The sequence below is a fragment of the Marinobacter salarius genome, from assembly GCF_032922745.1.
In the GTDB taxonomy this organism is placed as follows: domain Bacteria; phylum Pseudomonadota; class Gammaproteobacteria; order Pseudomonadales; family Oleiphilaceae; genus Marinobacter.
Genome location: NZ_CP136693.1, coordinates 2,248,279 through 2,263,700, shown reverse-complemented (window position 1 = coordinate 2,263,700; position 15,422 = coordinate 2,248,279). Strand labels below are relative to the sequence as shown.

Here is a 15,422-nt window from a genome sequence, read left to right as displayed (position 1 = left end):
CTTAAATCCTTTTTGTCAGATCAACAGCTATTGTCTATTATGAGTATAATACCGCAACACAGCAAAATTATCGCAAGGATGAGCTAAGAGCCTCTGTTTTCTCGTGGCTGCGGGCACGGTAACCGGTTCCTGCTGTTTGTTGGCAGATACAGGCTTCGGGTGGATTCTGGGTTACTTAGACCGTGAAGAACTTGCGCAAATCACAGTAACTAGAGGACGTCATGGCGAGAGATTATTCGCAGCTTAGGATCATCTATCATCATCCTCGTCCTATTACCGATACCGGCCTTTCCGGAAGTCAAGTTCGTCCCTACAAGATGCTTAATGCATTCAAAGATCTCGGCGCTGATGTGGTGGAGGTTACTGGGGACGCCAAAGTTCGCTCAGCAATCATGCACACCATCAGGGAACGGATACTGAAGGGCGAACATTTTGATTTCGTGTATTCGGAGAATCTAACTGTCCCGTTCGCGATGTCTGAAAGTCATCGTTTGCCACTTCACCCGCTCGTCGACCATCGATTCCTTGCGTTCTGCCACAAAAGCGGCATTCAAGTTTCAATGTTCTACAGAGACGCATATTGGCGAGACAAATCCTACCGTGAAATGCTCCCATGGTGGGGGCGTATAATCACGGTCCCCCTTTACTGGTACGACTGGTGGTGGCATCTGAGATATCTACACACGCTGTACCTCCCCTCGGAGGCCATGGGCATGAAATTACCTTGGATCGAACAATTTAACCATATCAGGGGCTTACCACCAGGCGCTGAAATCACGGGAACTATCGATTACTCCCAGCACTCCGGCACTCTCAAATTATTCTATGTAGGTGGTATCGAACCACCTACCTACGATCTAAGACCACTCCTGATCGCTGTTCAACATACCGAGTCACCCGTATCACTAACAATATGCTGCCGAGAAAAAGAATGGATCAAAGTGAACAGTGTATATCAGGCCTATCTCACTGATCGAATCAACATCGTTCATCGGTCAGGCAAAGAGCTCGTACCACTATATAGCGAGAGTGATCTTTTTACGATTGTAAGGTATCAAAATAGTTACCTAGATTTTGCGGTACCAACTAAAGTCTATGAATCAATTGGCTTTGGGCTGCCTATACTGTGTAGCTCCGGTGATGAAACTGCTCGTAGAGTTGACTCAGAAGGCCTTGGCTGGGTCAGAAACGCAGAGGATATTGCTGACTTTCTTCAAGAATTGGCAGAACAGCCTGAGCTACTACAACAAAAGAAAAAGGAATTGGTCGAGCTTAGAAAAAAGCATACCTGGACGAGCCGAGCGGCTCAAGTCTGTGATGATATGACAAAGCAAGCTAGTAGTATGGCTCGAGATCGTCAACGATAATTTCAGATGGACTGGCCTGACATGGGGAAGGTGGTGTGCGATACTTTTCCAAGTGCTCAAAAAATTCTAAGATTATTTCCCTTGAGTAGTTGGATAGCACAACGTTTTTGCCAATACCTTCTTTACGCTCAGTGCCCTTTCGCATTACGAGGCATGGCAGCCCTAAATAACTGCTTTCCTCCTGATTACTACCTCCGTCAGTAACTAGAAATCGCGCCCGAGCCAGTACACCTGCAAACTCGAAGTAACTCAATCTCTTTCGAAGTTCGATTCCCGGCTCGGCATCAAGACGCTTATAAAGCCCAGAACTTCTAAGCCGCTGCTCAGTGGGTGGATGCATAATAAAAAGAATCTTGTGGTCACGTGAAATCTCAATGATACTCTCCACAATCCACCTCAAACGATCAGTACGGAAAATATTTTCGTACCTGTGAATTGAGACAATTCCGTAGTCAGAAAGGCCAGTCTGGCGTCGCATTGTAATGGCGAGACGTGTGGCATCAAACATGGTATTGCCCTGAGTATGAACCATCCTCTTACCGTATGAACCAACATTGCTGATTGAAGCCTCATCGGGACAATACAGCACATCCGCCAACCTGAAAGTCATGAGGCGCACCAACTCCTCTGGGAACGGATGGAAAACGTTGAATGACCTGAGACCACTCTCTACATGGCCACATTCGAAGCCCATTCTTTTTGCCGCTAGCGTCCCTACCAGAGTAGAAAGCGTATCGCCATGCACCAACACAATATCCCTGCTACCTTTACTACGACCAGCCCAGCAGTCTGAGAAACGTCTAGTCCGTTTTTCACAACGATAGAGCCATCTAGGCACCTGAACCTTAACTTTTATATCTGGGCCATCTACGATGTATGAATCCGGCTCAGGAAGCCCAAAGTCCTCGAGAATGCCAGCCATGGTCTCCTGATGCTGACCTGAATGAATGAAGTTATAGGGAACCCCCCTCTCCTGAAGCGCTTTCATGATTGGCGCCATTTTTATGAGCTGCGCCTTGGTGCCAATTAGAATGTGGATCATAGGAAAAGCCTGGAGAGGGAGAGATGGTCAAACGACCGCAGCTTGCGGAAACTAACGCTTCAACCTTGGTGATCTTGATCACTTCCAGAGTACATCAATGCGGTAATTTGTTCCGAAACCAATCCGACCAGAAATACGGTAAGTGATGTAGTGAAAAGCAATGCACTCATGTTCGTAAACCTTCCAAAATAGTAAAAGGTATACCCGTAGTATCCGGCACCCAAAATGAACAAACCAAACGCGATTGGCAAAAACATCTTTAGAGGAGAGTATAATGTGCCGACTTTAAAAATAATTAAAAGGAAACGCACCCCATCTCGTATCGGCTTAATATGGCTCTTTCCAAAACGCTTGGACGCATCAATGGGTATATATCCAACCGTGTAACCTGCCCTAAAAAACGCCATTGTTGAAGTCGTAGGATACGAAAAGCCGTTTGGTAACAAATATAGAAACTCTAGAAATTTCTGACGCCTGACTGCTCGAAATCCTGAAGTCAGGTCCTCGATTTTCTGTCCCGTCATATAGCTCGCCAGCCGATTGTAAAATTTGTTGGCAAAGCCTCTGCCCAAACTCGCCTGAGAACCCACCTGACGGGCACCTACGACCATATCAAACCCTTGATCGAGCTTTTGTAACAAGCGGTGAACATCCTCTGGGGAATGCTGTCCATCAGCGTCCATAAATAGAAGCGCATCTCCTGATGCAGCTCTTGCTCCGCTCTTGATTGCGGCCCCATTGCCTTTTGAATAGGGGTGACGAACAACTTTTGCCCCGAGCTTTTCTGCGATGTCACCCGTGCCATCAGTTGAACCATCATCAACAACAACAATTTCTTTCAAGTCAGGCAAAGCCAGTAACTTCTCTATCAGTAAGGGCAATGAACCCGACTCATTCTTTGCGGGGATAACCACAGAAGCTTCCATGTGCGCGTTTACCTCAGATATTAATGTAACCCAGGCTTGCTTTGGTCTTCAGGCGGCAGCTTGTTGCCTGCGATGTCATCTTCTACTACCTGGATAAAATGCTCAACCTCATCGATAGGTGGAGACTCCACAGCTGCACGTCCAATTATTTCACCTGACTGAAGCCTTTCTGCAACAAAGCGTGCATCCTTCAGTGCTTGCTCATAAAGTCCGGCACTGGCCTTATAAGCCGCAATATTCATTCTCATATGCAGGGACGAGCGGGATTCAAGTGCTTTATCGAGCATTACCAACCCTTTTTTGCGCTCACCGGCCTGTAGCAAGGCCAATCCATAGTAGTAATGCAGGTGGGCATATGCCAACGCGTTGGGAGACGTATAGGACGAACTATTCAGTAATTTTTCCGTGATTACCAACGCGTCCTGCAATGTTATCCCTTGACAGCTATCCTTTGATGCGTTGGTTAACAGGCTGTTTAAAAGGTTAAAATCAGTGTGCCTGTAGGGACCCGACTCCGAGAGTGACTTCACTGCCATGAGATCTTCAGGCTTAGCGCCCCCAACCATACACTGAACTAGCACCTGCGTGAGTCGCAATCGGAAATCATCCGGGATCCGTTCCGCAGCCTGATTAAGCAGCCCTCTCGACTCAAGCGCTTGCCCCCGCGAGAACAACATTTGTGCTGCTTCTGTCTGGGAACGGACAGAATGAGGCTTTTGAGTCGCCCACACCATTGTTAGTTTCTGATAGTCTCCCCACAACATGGATGCTGAAAATGTAAGCCCCGCCATCATAGAGATAACTGCAACTCCTAGGGCCGTTTTCAAAAACGGCTTCAGACTTTGAGACACCCACAATACAATCGGAAGAAACAGAAACGAACTGCCCAGATAGATGCGGTGGTCAAATTTCATCTCGAGACCGATCGTTGTAGACTCGATGACAAGAGAAGCGAAATAGAAAAGCATAGCAAACGACGTGACCGCCCAAACCCTTCGCTTAATGATCGAAATGCTAATCAGGCCAACGACCAACGCAACAGAGATAATAGTCGTAAACGGCGTGAAGAAGCCGCGGCTAGTCACGAGATCATCATAGAATATCTGCCCTCCAGAAGAACTTGGAGCAAACCAGCTATGTAGGTAAGACAAAACAACCCTGAATTGTGTCAGCACCCGTTCGTATGGTGAAAAATCTCTTGTTCCATAATCCTGAAACCAGCTCCCCGTAACCGGCCCTTTTAACAATAATAAACCAAGCGCAATAAACGGAATGATAAGAACCGCCCACTTCCAGAGCCGATTGAGTGGCGAAATCTCACTGTTGGCGCTAACAACTGTCACTTCAAGGCATAGCACCAGGAGAGCAAGGGCCGCACCGTTCTCTTTTGAAAATGTGGCGAGGACCGTCCCTAAACCCACACCTATCGTCATAAAGGCGTACCCTTTTATCGGGCTCACCGTCAATCTATACCGGCCATACAGGTACAAACAGATGCCAACGAGACAAAACGTTGCCGATAGCATCGCCATTCGTTGAACCACGTACAGCGTGGTTGAAATCAAGTATGGATGGAGCAACCATAGCCCTGCCGCCATCACAGCGATCCAAATGCATTGCTGATAGGCAAGCGACTCCCGAAGCCGCAAAATTTGCAGAGTCACCGCAAACAAAAGCGTTCCGTTCAAAAGATGAAGCATTACGTTGGTGTACTTGAAATCATACGGCTCTGCTGGCCAATTATTAGCATCCAGCAAAAAAGTAAGGAGGGATATTGGCCTGCCGGTGGGACCAGAAAATCCACCAAAAACAAATGAATGAAAGGTTTCCCAATCGGTGACGCCACCATATAACCCTAAGGTTTTCAGATTAGGGTAGTCATCAAAAATAAAGCTTCCGTACAACCCGGGATAATAGACTACAAAGCCAAGCAGAATTAAGAAGGACCAGCTTAGGGCCGCTAAAGGCGATGTGTAACGGCTGAGAGACAAGCGTAATACCTGTGAAAAAATATGGTTGTAACAATTAGTTGTCTATTATGGGCAACTTTGAGGCAGGTAGCGAGTGCTGCCAGTAAACGAGCAACTCCAGATAATTGTGTCGCCCGGCGTTGTCGTAGGGGTTAATGTGAGAATTTCACCGCTCAGAAATCCCGACACCTCATTTCCAAGAGTAACTGAAACAATACCATCAGTAACAGAGACTGACTCAACGTAACTGCCCTGGACATCCGCGGCAACAGGGATACCGCTTGATCCGCTATCGATTCCGACAAAGGTCCCAGTCGTCCCCATAAAGGTACTGGCAATCTCACTTCTAATACCCCCGGAAATCGTCATCGCCTCAGAGAGTTGGGCACGTGCTACATAGTTCTGATAAACCGGAATAGCCAGTGCCGACAGGATCCCAACGATCACAATGACGATCATCAGTTCTATAAGCGTAAAACCCTTAATACTAGACATGCTTGCATCCTTCTACCACAGTACAACGAGTCAAGCACATCACGCGCCAAAACAAATACCCTATTATCAATGTGTTACAATTTCATCCACTGCCTACAAATTGCCATTTTTGACCACAAACGTCAGAAACTGGCAACTATCGCAGAGCTTCTTCACCCCTAGCAAATTGCTGGTGGCATCTCAATTGTTATTCTACCAACGGTGACTCAAGGGCTCCTCACCCCCAGCCTGTCAAGAGGCATATCCAAGGGACCTACGACTTGGCCAACAGGATGATGCCGGTGTCGTTCACACATCTATTCAGACGGTCAATTACAGCTGCGCAGTTCCGGTTCACTTCCGTCCGGTTTCGGGATGCCTGTGCTCTCCCGTTCCTGTCCATCGGTTCACGATCCATAGCTCCCCCAACGTTCGATCCCTCTCTTCTGCAACCGCGCTTCACTTCGTTCGCTATGGCCCAGCTTACAGGAGGACTTGTTCCTCCAAGAGTGCGCTCGTACCACCGGGCGATCGAGTAGGAGGGGGAGTCGCCTCCCCCGTCCTCTCACACCACCGGGCATACGGTTCCGTACCACGGCGGTTCCCACCTCCCATTGCTGGGCGAGCTGCGTTCCGTTGATCTCCCGCCTGTCAGAGTGATTTGCACTGCAACTGTCTTCGAGGTTCCGCCTCGTCCACGTTTGTTGCGAGCCCTCGCTTGAGGCATCTGCAAGCTCTAATCAGAGATAAGATCCGACTATCCACTCATAGTGGGTTCAGCCCTTCAGTACGCGGTAACGCACCTACTATGGCCTCTGCTGAGTTCTGGCGGCCCATCCCCACCTCTCACGAGGTGAGTAGCACAGCGGCAGACCACCAGAGATCCCAGGGTAAGACGCGTGACCTTCACACTTATGCCCGCCGCATCTACGTCCGTACCTTCCGTGCAAGTATCGGGCTTTGACGATATTGGCCGTCTCACCCGGTGCGACCGCCTAATGCGATTTCTGTTCGTCGGGCCAGTGCTTTGCCTGCGGCTTCCTTCAGATTCCACCTCGCGGTGGACACCCTTGCCGGGCCCACAGGGGACTTGCACCCCCAAGTCATCCGGCCAGCACCACCTGTACCGGAACAGCGCCCGTCAAGGCGCTACGCGCCATGCCTGGCGCACCAAAAAAAAGGCCCGCATTCGCGCAGGCCTTGGATTCATTGGGTGATTTCACCCCATCATTAACGGCAGTTAGTCGGCAGGTACTTAGCTTCAAGCGAAGTAGCGCCAGAACCACCGTCTCGGCAAGTCCACTGAATACTACCGGCCGAAGTAACCGCTGAGATTGCCAGAACGGCGTTCTCGATCTGAGTGTTCACATCATTGCCATACGTGACCTCAATAACTCCTCCTGTGTTGGTGCCCGCATCAAGTTGTGATACGTACGAGCCATCAATATCAGTATTAGTTGAGAGGCCGAGAGATGCGTTGGCATTCGTGCCAGTCGGGAAGCGCCCAGTTTGGTTATAAAATTCAGCCATAGCAGTCTTCGCACCGGATGCAAGACTCAGACCTTCAGAAACCTGCGCACGAATGGTGTAGTCCTGATAAGCCGGAATAGCAACCGCCGCCAGAATACCAATGATCGCTACAACGATCATCAGTTCGATCAAAGTAAAACCCTGTTGAACTTTTTTCATAATTTGTCTCCGAAATTTCGTCAGTCACACTCCAGTTAGGAGCAGCCTGCACTGTCACAAGCATGGTGCGTGCCAAATGCAACATTTTGTCAATTTCCTTATCTCTATCAGCAATCTAGAAGTAACATGACCTTACACACTACATATCTAAGAGGCGCCTCACAATGTCTGTCAACGTCAACCAGTGACGTTTTTGGTCACCTCTCCTATCTCAAACACCGACTTTCCAAACCCACTCCATCCATCTAAACTCTGAGTGATTCACACCTGACAAAATTTCAGCAACTTAGGCGGCATTCTTAAATCCTTTATGGCTACTAACAATTCCAACGTGACGTTGACGGGGCTTGCCCGACGATTTGTGGAAGACGGTCTTCTGGAAGAGGCGACGGCTAAAGATGCCTTTATTCAGGCTTCCCAGAACAAGATTCCGCTTATTACCTATCTGGTACAGAACGAACTGGCAAACAGTGGCGGCCTGGCCTTTTCGGCTGCCATGGAGTTTGGCGTTTCCGTATTGGACCTTGGGGTATTCCTTCCGGACATGATGCCGGAGAAGGTCGTCGACGAAAAGTTGATTCGCAAACACAATGCACTGCCGCTCTACAAACGGGGAAATCGATTGTTCATCGCGGTTTCCGATCCGACCAACATTCAGGCGCTGGACGAGATCAAGTTCAATACGGGCTTGAGCACGGATGCCATTCTGGTAGATGACGCCAAACTCCGCGCTGCGATAGACAAATATCTTGAATCTCAAGACAGCTCCATGGGTGATCTGGATGATGCCGATCTTGAAGGCGTGGAAACCGAGGGGGGAGAGCAGGAAGACGACGCTGTTGTCGCTGCCACAGATGTAGACGACGCGCCTATTGTTAAGTATGTGAACAAAATGCTCCTTGATGCCATTCGTGGCGGTGCGTCCGACGTTCACTTTGAGCCTTACGAGAAAACCTACCGCGTGCGTTACCGGACTGATGGCATTCTCAAGGAGATGTCCCGCCCCTCCATCAAGCTGGCACCAAAGATATCAGCCCGTGTAAAGATCATGGCGCAACTGGATATTTCGGAGCGCCGAGTGCCTCAAGATGGCCGGATCAAAATGAAGCTGTCGAAAACAAAAGCCATCGACTTCCGAGTGAATACCCTGCCCACTCTATGGGGTGAAAAAATTGTTCTGCGGATTCTCGACCCGAGCCAGGCTAAACTGGGCATTGATGTGCTTGGCTATGAAGAAGAGCAGAAGAAGCTGTATATGGACGCCCTGGAACAGCCCCAGGGCATGATACTGGTTACGGGCCCGACGGGTTCCGGTAAGACGGTCTCACTCTACACGGGGCTCAACATTCTAAACACCCCGGAACGGAACATTTCCACCGCAGAAGACCCGGCGGAGATAAACCTGGAGGGTGTTAACCAGGTCAACGTGAACAACAAGGTAGGCCTGGGTTTTGCGGAGGCGCTGCGTGCCTTCCTGCGTCAGGATCCGGACATTATCATGGTGGGTGAGATTCGGGATCTGGAAACCGCAAATATTGCCATTAAAGCCGCGCAAACCGGCCACTTGGTACTTTCAACCCTTCACACTAACAGCGCGGCAGAAACGTTGACCCGTATGATGAATATGGGTGTGCCGGCCTTCAACATTGCCACGTCCGTGAGCCTGATCATCGCCCAGCGCCTGGGCCGGCGACTGTGTAACTCTTGCAGACAACCTGCCGACGTCCCCAAGGACCTTCTATTGGCGGAAGGGTTCACACAAGAACAAATTGATACAGGGTTCACGTTGTACCGCCCCAAGGGCTGTGATAAATGCAATGGAGGATATAAAGGCCGCGTTGGGATATACGAAGTGGTCAAGGTTACCGACGAACTGGCAAACATGATTATGGAAGAGGCCAGTTCGATTAAAATTGCAAAGCAAGCACTGGCCGAGGGCTTCCCTAATTTGCGGCAGTCGGCTCTCAAGAAAGTGATTGAGGGTGTGACCAGCCTTGAGGAAGCCAATCGCGTGACGAAGGATTAAGCATGGCAGAAAAAGCACAGAAACTTCAGGCGTTCGTCTGGGAAGGCAAAGACCGCAAGGGCAGCAAAACCAAGGGCGAGATATCCGGTACCAACCTTGCGTTGGTTAAAGCCCAATTGCGTAAACAGGGCATTATTCCGGACAGGGTCAAGAAGAAACCGAAACCATTGTTTGGCGGCAGCAAGAAGATTACACCGTTCGATATTGCCATGTTTACCCGGCAGATGGCGACGATGATGAAGGCGGGCGTGCCGTTGGTACAGAGCTTCGATATTGTTACCGATGGCTTGGAAAACCAAGGGCTGAGAGACTTGATTGCGGCTGTCAGGAACGATGTAGCTTCAGGTACCAGTTTCGCCAATGCCCTGCGCCGGCACCCAAAGCATTTCGACAACCTTTACTGCAACCTGGTGGATTCTGGCGAAAAGGCCGGTGCGCTGGAGCAAATGCTTGACCGGATTGCGATGTATCTTGAGAAAACGGAAACCCTCAAGAAGAAGGTCAAGAAGGCCATGACCTACCCCATCGCTGTTGTGGTGGTTGCGATCGTGGTAACGGCTATTTTGCTGGTTAAGGTGGTACCGCAGTTTGAGAGCCTGTTCCAGGGCTTTGGCGCGGACCTGCCTGTATTCACTCAGTTCATCATTGGCATATCAGAATGGATGCAAAAATGGTGGTTTATTGTACTTCTGGGCATAGTTGGCTCAGTTTTCCTCTTCAAAGAAGCCAAGAAAAAATCACTGAAGTTCTCAGATTTTGTTGATAAATATGTACTAAAACTTCCCGTGGTTGGTGAAATACTGGATAAGTCTGCCGTCGCAAAGTTTGGCCGGGTACTCTCAACTACCTTCGCCTCTGGTGTTCCCCTGGTAGATGCCCTTGATTCGGTTGCTGGTGCCACCGGTAACGCGGTTTACCGTGATGCCGTCATGAAAATCAAGGATGACGTATCCAGCGGCACGCAGCTTCAGGCCTCCATGAAGACTACTGGCGTATTTCCGGTAATGGCCGTACAGCTGACTTCTATTGGTGAGGAATCCGGTAATCTGGATGAGATGCTGGAGAAGGTAGCTGACCATTATGAGGGCGTTGTTGACGATATGGTTGATAACCTGACCGCCCTGATGGAGCCGATGATTATGGCGGTTCTGGGTGTTCTGGTGGGTGGCCTTATCATCGGTATGTACCTGCCGATCTTCCAGATGGGGCAGGTGGTTTAATTATCCTTCGCCCTCTCCCCAACCCCTCTCCCGCGAGGGGAGAGGGGCTTTGATGGCGCTACTTGAGAGTTTTGATGGTTTCCTTTGATACGTTTCTGGCCACTCCCTGGCTTCTCTATATCGTTGTTGTCTTTATTTCCCTCTGCATTGGTAGCTTCCTTAATGTAGTGATACTTCGCCTGCCAAAGATGATGCAGCAGGATTGGCGTTGCCAGTGTGAGGATTTCCTGGAACTTCCTGATGGGCAGCGTAAGAGTGATGAGCCGATCACGCTCTCCAAGCCGGCTTCCACCTGCCCGTCCTGTGGCCACAAGATCCGCGCATGGGAGAACATCCCGGTGATCAGTTACCTGATTTTGGGTGGCAAATGTGCTTCCTGCAAATCCGGGATTTCGCCGCGTTACCCGATTATTGAAGCGATTACCGCCCTGTTTTCGGTGGTGACCGTTCTGGTCATAGGGCCGACAGAAGCTGCTCTTTGGTCGTTGTTGCTGGTGTGGGTGTTGATCGCGCTGACGGTGATCGATTTTGACACCCAGCTGCTGCCAGACAGCATGACTCTGCCCCTGATGTGGCTGGGGCTGATTCTGAACTATTTCGGCGTGTTGACAGATTTCAGCAGTGCCTTCTGGGGCGCGGTGGCAGGTTATCTGTCGCTTTGGTCTGTGTACTGGCTGTTCAAACTGGTAACGGGCAAGGAAGGCATGGGCCATGGCGATTTCAAGTTGTTGGCCGCGCTGGGCGCCTGGCTGGGCTGGGAGTTGCTGCCAGCGGTGATTTTGTTGTCGTCTGTCGTTGGTGCCATTGTGGGGATCAGTTTGATGGTGTTCCGCAAGCACGGGCGTGAGGTGCCGATTCCGTTCGGGCCCTATTTAGCGGCGGCGGGGCTGCTGTGCCTCTGGTTTGGTACCGAGATTCAGGCGGCCTGGTATGCCTACTTGGGGGTCTGAATGGCAGTCATAGGCCTTACCGGCGGGATTGGCTCTGGCAAATCCACGATTGCACGGCTGTTCGGGGCCTTGGGTGTACATTGGGTAGACGCTGACGACGTTGCCCGTGAGGTCGTCGAGCCCGGAACACCGGCGCTTGCGAAGATTGCGGAGCACTTCGGGCAGGATATTCTGCTGCCGGATGGCGGGCTGGACCGGTCGGCCTTACGGCGGATCGTATTCGATGCGCCGGAGGAGCGTGCCTGGCTGGAGGGGCTGTTGCACCCGGTAATCCGCGAAGAACTGATGCGGCAATTGCATCCAGACAGCTATGCCCTGCCCTACGTGCTGCTGGTGTCGCCATTGTTGCTGGAAACCGACCAGCATGAGTTGGTTGAGAAAATCGTGGTGGTGGATGTGCCGGTGGATGTGCAGGTCCAAAGAACCATGGCCAGGGATACCAACGACCGGGAACAGGTTGAGCGAATCATCGCGGCCCAGATGCCACGCGAGCAAAGGCTTCAGAAAGCCGATAACGTGGTGGACAACAACCTGCCGATGGCCGATGTTGAACAAGAAGTTGAAGCATTGCACCAAACGTTTCTGGCAGCCTTCGGGCGCTGACGTTTATGAGCCGACACCCTTCCCGCCCGGCCGCTGAGGCCTTAACGCTGGCGCCGATTGCCCTCACCCGCTCCTGTTTTCGGGACAAGTTTGGTGTGCCCCGCCAGCCGGGGTTAACCCGCTATGCACATGCCGACCTTGTAATTGAGCCACCATTCGACCGGGAGGATGCGTTTCGAGGGCTGGAGACGGCGAGCCACCTATGGCTGACGTTTCAGTTTCATGAGGCCATTCGGGCGGAATGGCGCCCCGTGGTGCGGCCGCCAAGGCTAGGTGGCAATAAAAAGATTGGGGTATTTGCCAGCCGGTCACCGTTTCGCCCTAACAGCCTGGGGCTGTCGGTAGTACGCAATGAGGGGCTGATGCGGGATGCGGATGGTCGGCTGGTGTTGCGAATCCGTGACCATGATTTGATTGACGGTACGCCCATCCTGGATATCAAACCCTATCTGCCGTTCTCGGATTCGGTGCCGGATGCCACACTGGGCTGGGCCGATTCGGCGCCCACAGAGCGGTTACCCGTGGTGTTCCTGGATGAGGCCGAGCAACAGCTCGCGGCCTTGCCAGCGGAACAGTACCCGGATTTTCGGGGCCTGATAGAAGACGTGGTGAGCTATGATCCCCGCCCGTCGTTCCGGCGAGGCCGGGATGAAGAACGAATCTACGGGGCGCATCTGTACGATCTGAATGTGCGCTTTCGCTTTTTCCATGATGAATCACAGGAACGTGTCGAAGTGCTAACGGTCTGTTAAACTGCAGATCGGTTGTTTTTTCGACACAGGGAATGCGTGCCTTGCCTCCGATCCGGTTATTCAGACGAATAGGTGTACGGCCACTGGCTGCCAGGCTGCTGGTTTACGTTCTGTTGTTCAGCCTTATCCTGTCGCTGGCTGCCACGGGCGTGCAGATGATTGGCGAGTTCGAGCGCAGAACGGAAGAGTTGCGCAGCACCCAGGAGCGCGCGGCGGAACTGGTTGCCGGCAGTATGAGCAACAACCTCTGGCTGATGAACTACAGCGAGGTGGCCAACAGCCTGGATGACATGCGGGCCATTCCGGTTATCCAGCACGCCCGAGTGATCACGGCTGCTGGCGAAGAATTCAGTACCGGCACCTATCCCGATGGCCGGGTGATCACCCAGTCGTTTCCCCTTGTTTTCAGCCGCGCTTCCATCAGCGACCCGGAAGCGATGGGCACACTTACTGTGACTTCTTCCGTGGAAACGGTCTACAACGAGTTGATGGACCGGGCACTGCTCACGCTGCTGTTCCAGTCGATGATTGTGATGTTGGGCACCCTGGGGCTGCTGGTTATTGTTCGGCTTACCCTTTCCCGCCACCTGGAAACCATCGCGGACTATGCTGCCCGGCTGAACCTGGATGCGTTGATTGAACCGCTGAAGCTTCGCCGCAAGCGCCCCAAGCGGGGGGACGAACTGAGCGAGCTGGAACAGGCACTCAACACCATGCGCCTGCAACTGCTGGAAGACACACGCTCACTACGCCAGACGTCCATTCAGTCCCAGGATGAACGGGACGAGGCTGTGCGGGCGAACCACGCCAAGAACCAGTTCCTTGCCAATGTTAGCCATGAGCTGCGCATTCCACTGCAATCCGTGCTGGGCTACGCCAACCTTTTGTCAGACACCCCCCTGGACCAGGACCAGCGGGAGTACGTTCATACCCTGCTCAATGCCTCTGAGGGGCTGTCGGCCATCATCAATGACCTGCTGGACATTTCCAGTATGGAGGCCGGCAAGCTGGTGCTGGACGACATTCCATTCGACCTGCGCGACACGCTGAACGATCTGGTGCATATGCTGGGCGCCCGGGCGCGGGAGAAAGGCCTTGCACTGGAGTTGAGGATTGACGAGAACCTGCCATGGGCGCTGAAGGGCGACCCGGTGCGACTGCGGCAGATCCTGCTGAACATGACATCCAACGCCATCAAGTTCACCGATTCCGGCCACGTGCTGATCAGCATTGAGGTGCTGGGGCGGCGGGACAACAATGTGCGCCTGCGAATGGCCGTTGAAGACACCGGCGTGGGGATCAACCCGGAGGACATCCCCCTGGTGTATGAACCCTACGTGCAACTCGGCCAGCGTTTTCAGCGCCAGCTGCCGGGCGCCGGGCTGGGCCTGACCATCTGCCGCCAGCTAGTTCAGTTGATGGACGGCTCCCTGGACCTTGAGAGCAAACCCGGCGAAGGTTCTACGTTCTGGATGGAGCTCTCCCTGCAGGTAGCGCCGGAAAGCGCCTCCCGCGGCCGACCGGATACCAGCATGATCCGCGGCAGACACATCCTGGTGGTGGACTCCTACGAACTGTCCCGCAAGATTACCCTGGAAATGCTGTCCCGCCACGAGTTGGATATTGAAGCCGTAAAATCCGCCGGCGAGGCGCTGACCTCGTTGCGGCTGGCCTCGGACAACCACGAACCCTTTGATGCCTTGGTGCTGGACGGGTTTGTGCCGGATATGGACAGTGACCTGTTGTGCCGCCAGATCCGCAGCAATCCGGAATGGGGCCATACACGGCTATTGATCCTGTCATCCAACCCCCAGCGTGGGGATGCGGAGCATTTCCGCCAGGCCGGCGCCGATGCCTTCCTTAGCAAATCCCTGCGGGAATCGTGCCTGACACCGATTCTGCACCAACTGTTTTCGGACTCCACCCGGAATGAACGCCGGTTCCTGACCCGTTTCTCGCTGCAGGCGGTGAGCGACAACACCCGCCGCCAGGAGTTGCCGTGCGGGCGCATGAAGGTTCTGCTGGTGGAAGACAACCCGGTTAACCGCACTCTTACCCGCCGGTTGCTGGAAAAACTGGGCTGCGATGTGATGACGGCGAACGACGGCGAGGCCGCCTCCAGCCTCTGGCAATGGCACCCCTTCGATCTGATTTTCATGGACTGCGTGATGCCCCGGGTGGATGGTTTCGAGGCCACCCGCCGCCTTCGCCAGTGGGAGAAGGACCACGGCCGCGACCGGGTGCCCGTGGTGGCGCTGACGGCAAGCGCCATGGAAAAGGATGAGGAGCGCTGCCGCGAGGCGGGTATGGATTCGTTTGTTGCCAAGCCGGTCAATATTGAAATGTTGCGGGCGGTTCTGGAACAATACTGCCAAGCCTCCGCATCCACCTGAATACCCGACA

At 52.5% G+C, this 15,422-nt stretch carries 12 protein-coding genes; 7 read left to right on the top strand and 5 right to left on the bottom strand.

Annotated elements, in window-relative coordinates:
* Window positions 1-221: 221 nt before the first annotated feature.
* A complete protein-coding gene (locus R1T46_RS10460) occupies window positions 222-1,367 on the top strand; it encodes a glycosyltransferase (RefSeq protein WP_317308197.1) in 1,146 nt (381 codons plus the stop codon).
* On the opposite strand, the gene R1T46_RS10455 is transcribed toward R1T46_RS10460, so the two are convergent.
* The 5 genes from R1T46_RS10455 to R1T46_RS10435 all read right to left on the bottom strand — a co-directional run bounded on the left by R1T46_RS10455 (window position 1,336) and on the right by R1T46_RS10435 (window position 7,468).
* On the bottom strand, window positions 1,336-2,409 hold the full coding sequence (locus R1T46_RS10455) for a UDP-N-acetylglucosamine 2-epimerase (RefSeq protein ID WP_317308196.1): 1,074 nt from the start codon (window positions 2,407-2,409) through the stop codon (window positions 1,336-1,338). The two genes, R1T46_RS10460 and R1T46_RS10455, sit on opposite strands and share 32 nt — an antisense overlap.
* 59 nt (window positions 2,410-2,468) lie before the next feature.
* Window positions 2,469-3,335: a glycosyltransferase family 2 protein gene (locus tag R1T46_RS10450; protein WP_317308195.1), complete on the bottom strand. Its 867-nt coding sequence runs from the start codon at window positions 3,333-3,335 to the stop codon at window positions 2,469-2,471.
* A gap of 20 nt (window positions 3,336-3,355) precedes the next feature.
* The gene (locus tag R1T46_RS10445) at window positions 3,356-5,326 is read right to left on the bottom strand and encodes a hypothetical protein (protein WP_317308194.1); all 1,971 of its coding nucleotides are present in this window, start codon (window positions 5,324-5,326) and stop codon (window positions 3,356-3,358) included.
* A 45-nt stretch (window positions 5,327-5,371) separates the two neighbouring features.
* A complete protein-coding gene (locus tag R1T46_RS10440; protein ID WP_317308193.1) occupies window positions 5,372-5,800 on the bottom strand; it encodes a pilin in 429 nt (142 codons plus the stop codon).
* A 1,209-nt stretch (window positions 5,801-7,009) separates the two neighbouring features.
* Complete coding sequence (locus R1T46_RS10435) at window positions 7,010-7,468, bottom strand: pilin (protein ID WP_317308192.1); 459 nt, start codon at window positions 7,466-7,468, stop codon at window positions 7,010-7,012.
* Between the two features lie 310 nt (window positions 7,469-7,778).
* On the opposite strand from R1T46_RS10435, the gene pilB reads away from it, so the two are divergent.
* The 6 genes from pilB to R1T46_RS10405 all read left to right on the top strand — a co-directional run bounded on the left by pilB (window position 7,779) and on the right by R1T46_RS10405 (window position 15,412).
* Window positions 7,779-9,494 (top strand): type IV-A pilus assembly ATPase PilB, encoded by a 1,716-nt coding sequence (gene pilB / locus R1T46_RS10430; RefSeq protein ID WP_317308191.1) that lies wholly within the window; start codon window positions 7,779-7,781, stop codon window positions 9,492-9,494.
* 2 nt (window positions 9,495-9,496) lie between these two features.
* Window positions 9,497-10,714, top strand: coding sequence for a type II secretion system F family protein (locus R1T46_RS10425; RefSeq protein ID WP_317308190.1), 1,218 nt, complete (start codon window positions 9,497-9,499; stop codon window positions 10,712-10,714).
* Between the two features lie 74 nt (window positions 10,715-10,788).
* Window positions 10,789-11,664: an A24 family peptidase gene (locus R1T46_RS10420; protein WP_317308189.1), complete on the top strand. Its 876-nt coding sequence runs from the start codon at window positions 10,789-10,791 to the stop codon at window positions 11,662-11,664.
* Window positions 11,665-12,267, top strand: coding sequence for a dephospho-CoA kinase (coaE, locus tag R1T46_RS10415; RefSeq protein ID WP_317308188.1), 603 nt, complete (start codon window positions 11,665-11,667; stop codon window positions 12,265-12,267). It begins immediately after the preceding gene.
* 5 nt (window positions 12,268-12,272) lie between these two features.
* A complete protein-coding gene (gene tsaA / locus R1T46_RS10410) occupies window positions 12,273-13,019 on the top strand; it encodes a tRNA (N6-threonylcarbamoyladenosine(37)-N6)-methyltransferase TrmO (RefSeq protein WP_317308187.1) in 747 nt (248 codons plus the stop codon).
* Window positions 13,020-13,051: 32 nt separating this feature from the next.
* Window positions 13,052-15,412 carry a response regulator gene (locus R1T46_RS10405; RefSeq protein ID WP_407070164.1) on the top strand — a complete coding sequence of 787 codons (2,361 nt, stop codon included), beginning with the start codon at window positions 13,052-13,054 and terminating at the stop codon, window positions 15,410-15,412.
* The last annotated feature ends 10 nt before the right edge of the window (window positions 15,413-15,422 follow it).

Excerpts from the sequence above, each read along its gene's own strand:
- R1T46_RS10420 (WP_317308189.1), top strand. The coding sequence starts at position 10,789 with ATGGTTTCCTTTGATACGTTTCTGGCCACTCCCTGGCTTCTCTATATC.
- R1T46_RS10435 (WP_317308192.1), bottom strand. The coding sequence starts at position 7,468 with ATGAAAAAAGTTCAACAGGGTTTTACTTTGATCGAACTGATGATCGTT.
- R1T46_RS10450 (WP_317308195.1), bottom strand. The coding sequence starts at position 3,335 with ATGGAAGCTTCTGTGGTTATCCCCGCAAAGAATGAGTCGGGTTCATTG.
- tsaA (WP_317308187.1), top strand. The coding sequence starts at position 12,273 with ATGAGCCGACACCCTTCCCGCCCGGCCGCTGAGGCCTTAACGCTGGCG.
- pilB (WP_317308191.1), top strand. The coding sequence starts at position 7,779 with ATGGCTACTAACAATTCCAACGTGACGTTGACGGGGCTTGCCCGACGA.
- R1T46_RS10460 (WP_317308197.1), top strand. The coding sequence starts at position 222 with ATGGCGAGAGATTATTCGCAGCTTAGGATCATCTATCATCATCCTCGT.
- R1T46_RS10455 (WP_317308196.1), bottom strand. The coding sequence starts at position 2,409 with ATGATCCACATTCTAATTGGCACCAAGGCGCAGCTCATAAAAATGGCG.
- R1T46_RS10425 (WP_317308190.1), top strand. The coding sequence starts at position 9,497 with ATGGCAGAAAAAGCACAGAAACTTCAGGCGTTCGTCTGGGAAGGCAAA.
- R1T46_RS10440 (WP_317308193.1), bottom strand. The coding sequence starts at position 5,800 with ATGTCTAGTATTAAGGGTTTTACGCTTATAGAACTGATGATCGTCATT.
- coaE (WP_317308188.1), top strand. The coding sequence starts at position 11,665 with ATGGCAGTCATAGGCCTTACCGGCGGGATTGGCTCTGGCAAATCCACG.
- R1T46_RS10405 (WP_407070164.1), top strand. The coding sequence starts at position 13,052 with ATGCGTGCCTTGCCTCCGATCCGGTTATTCAGACGAATAGGTGTACGG.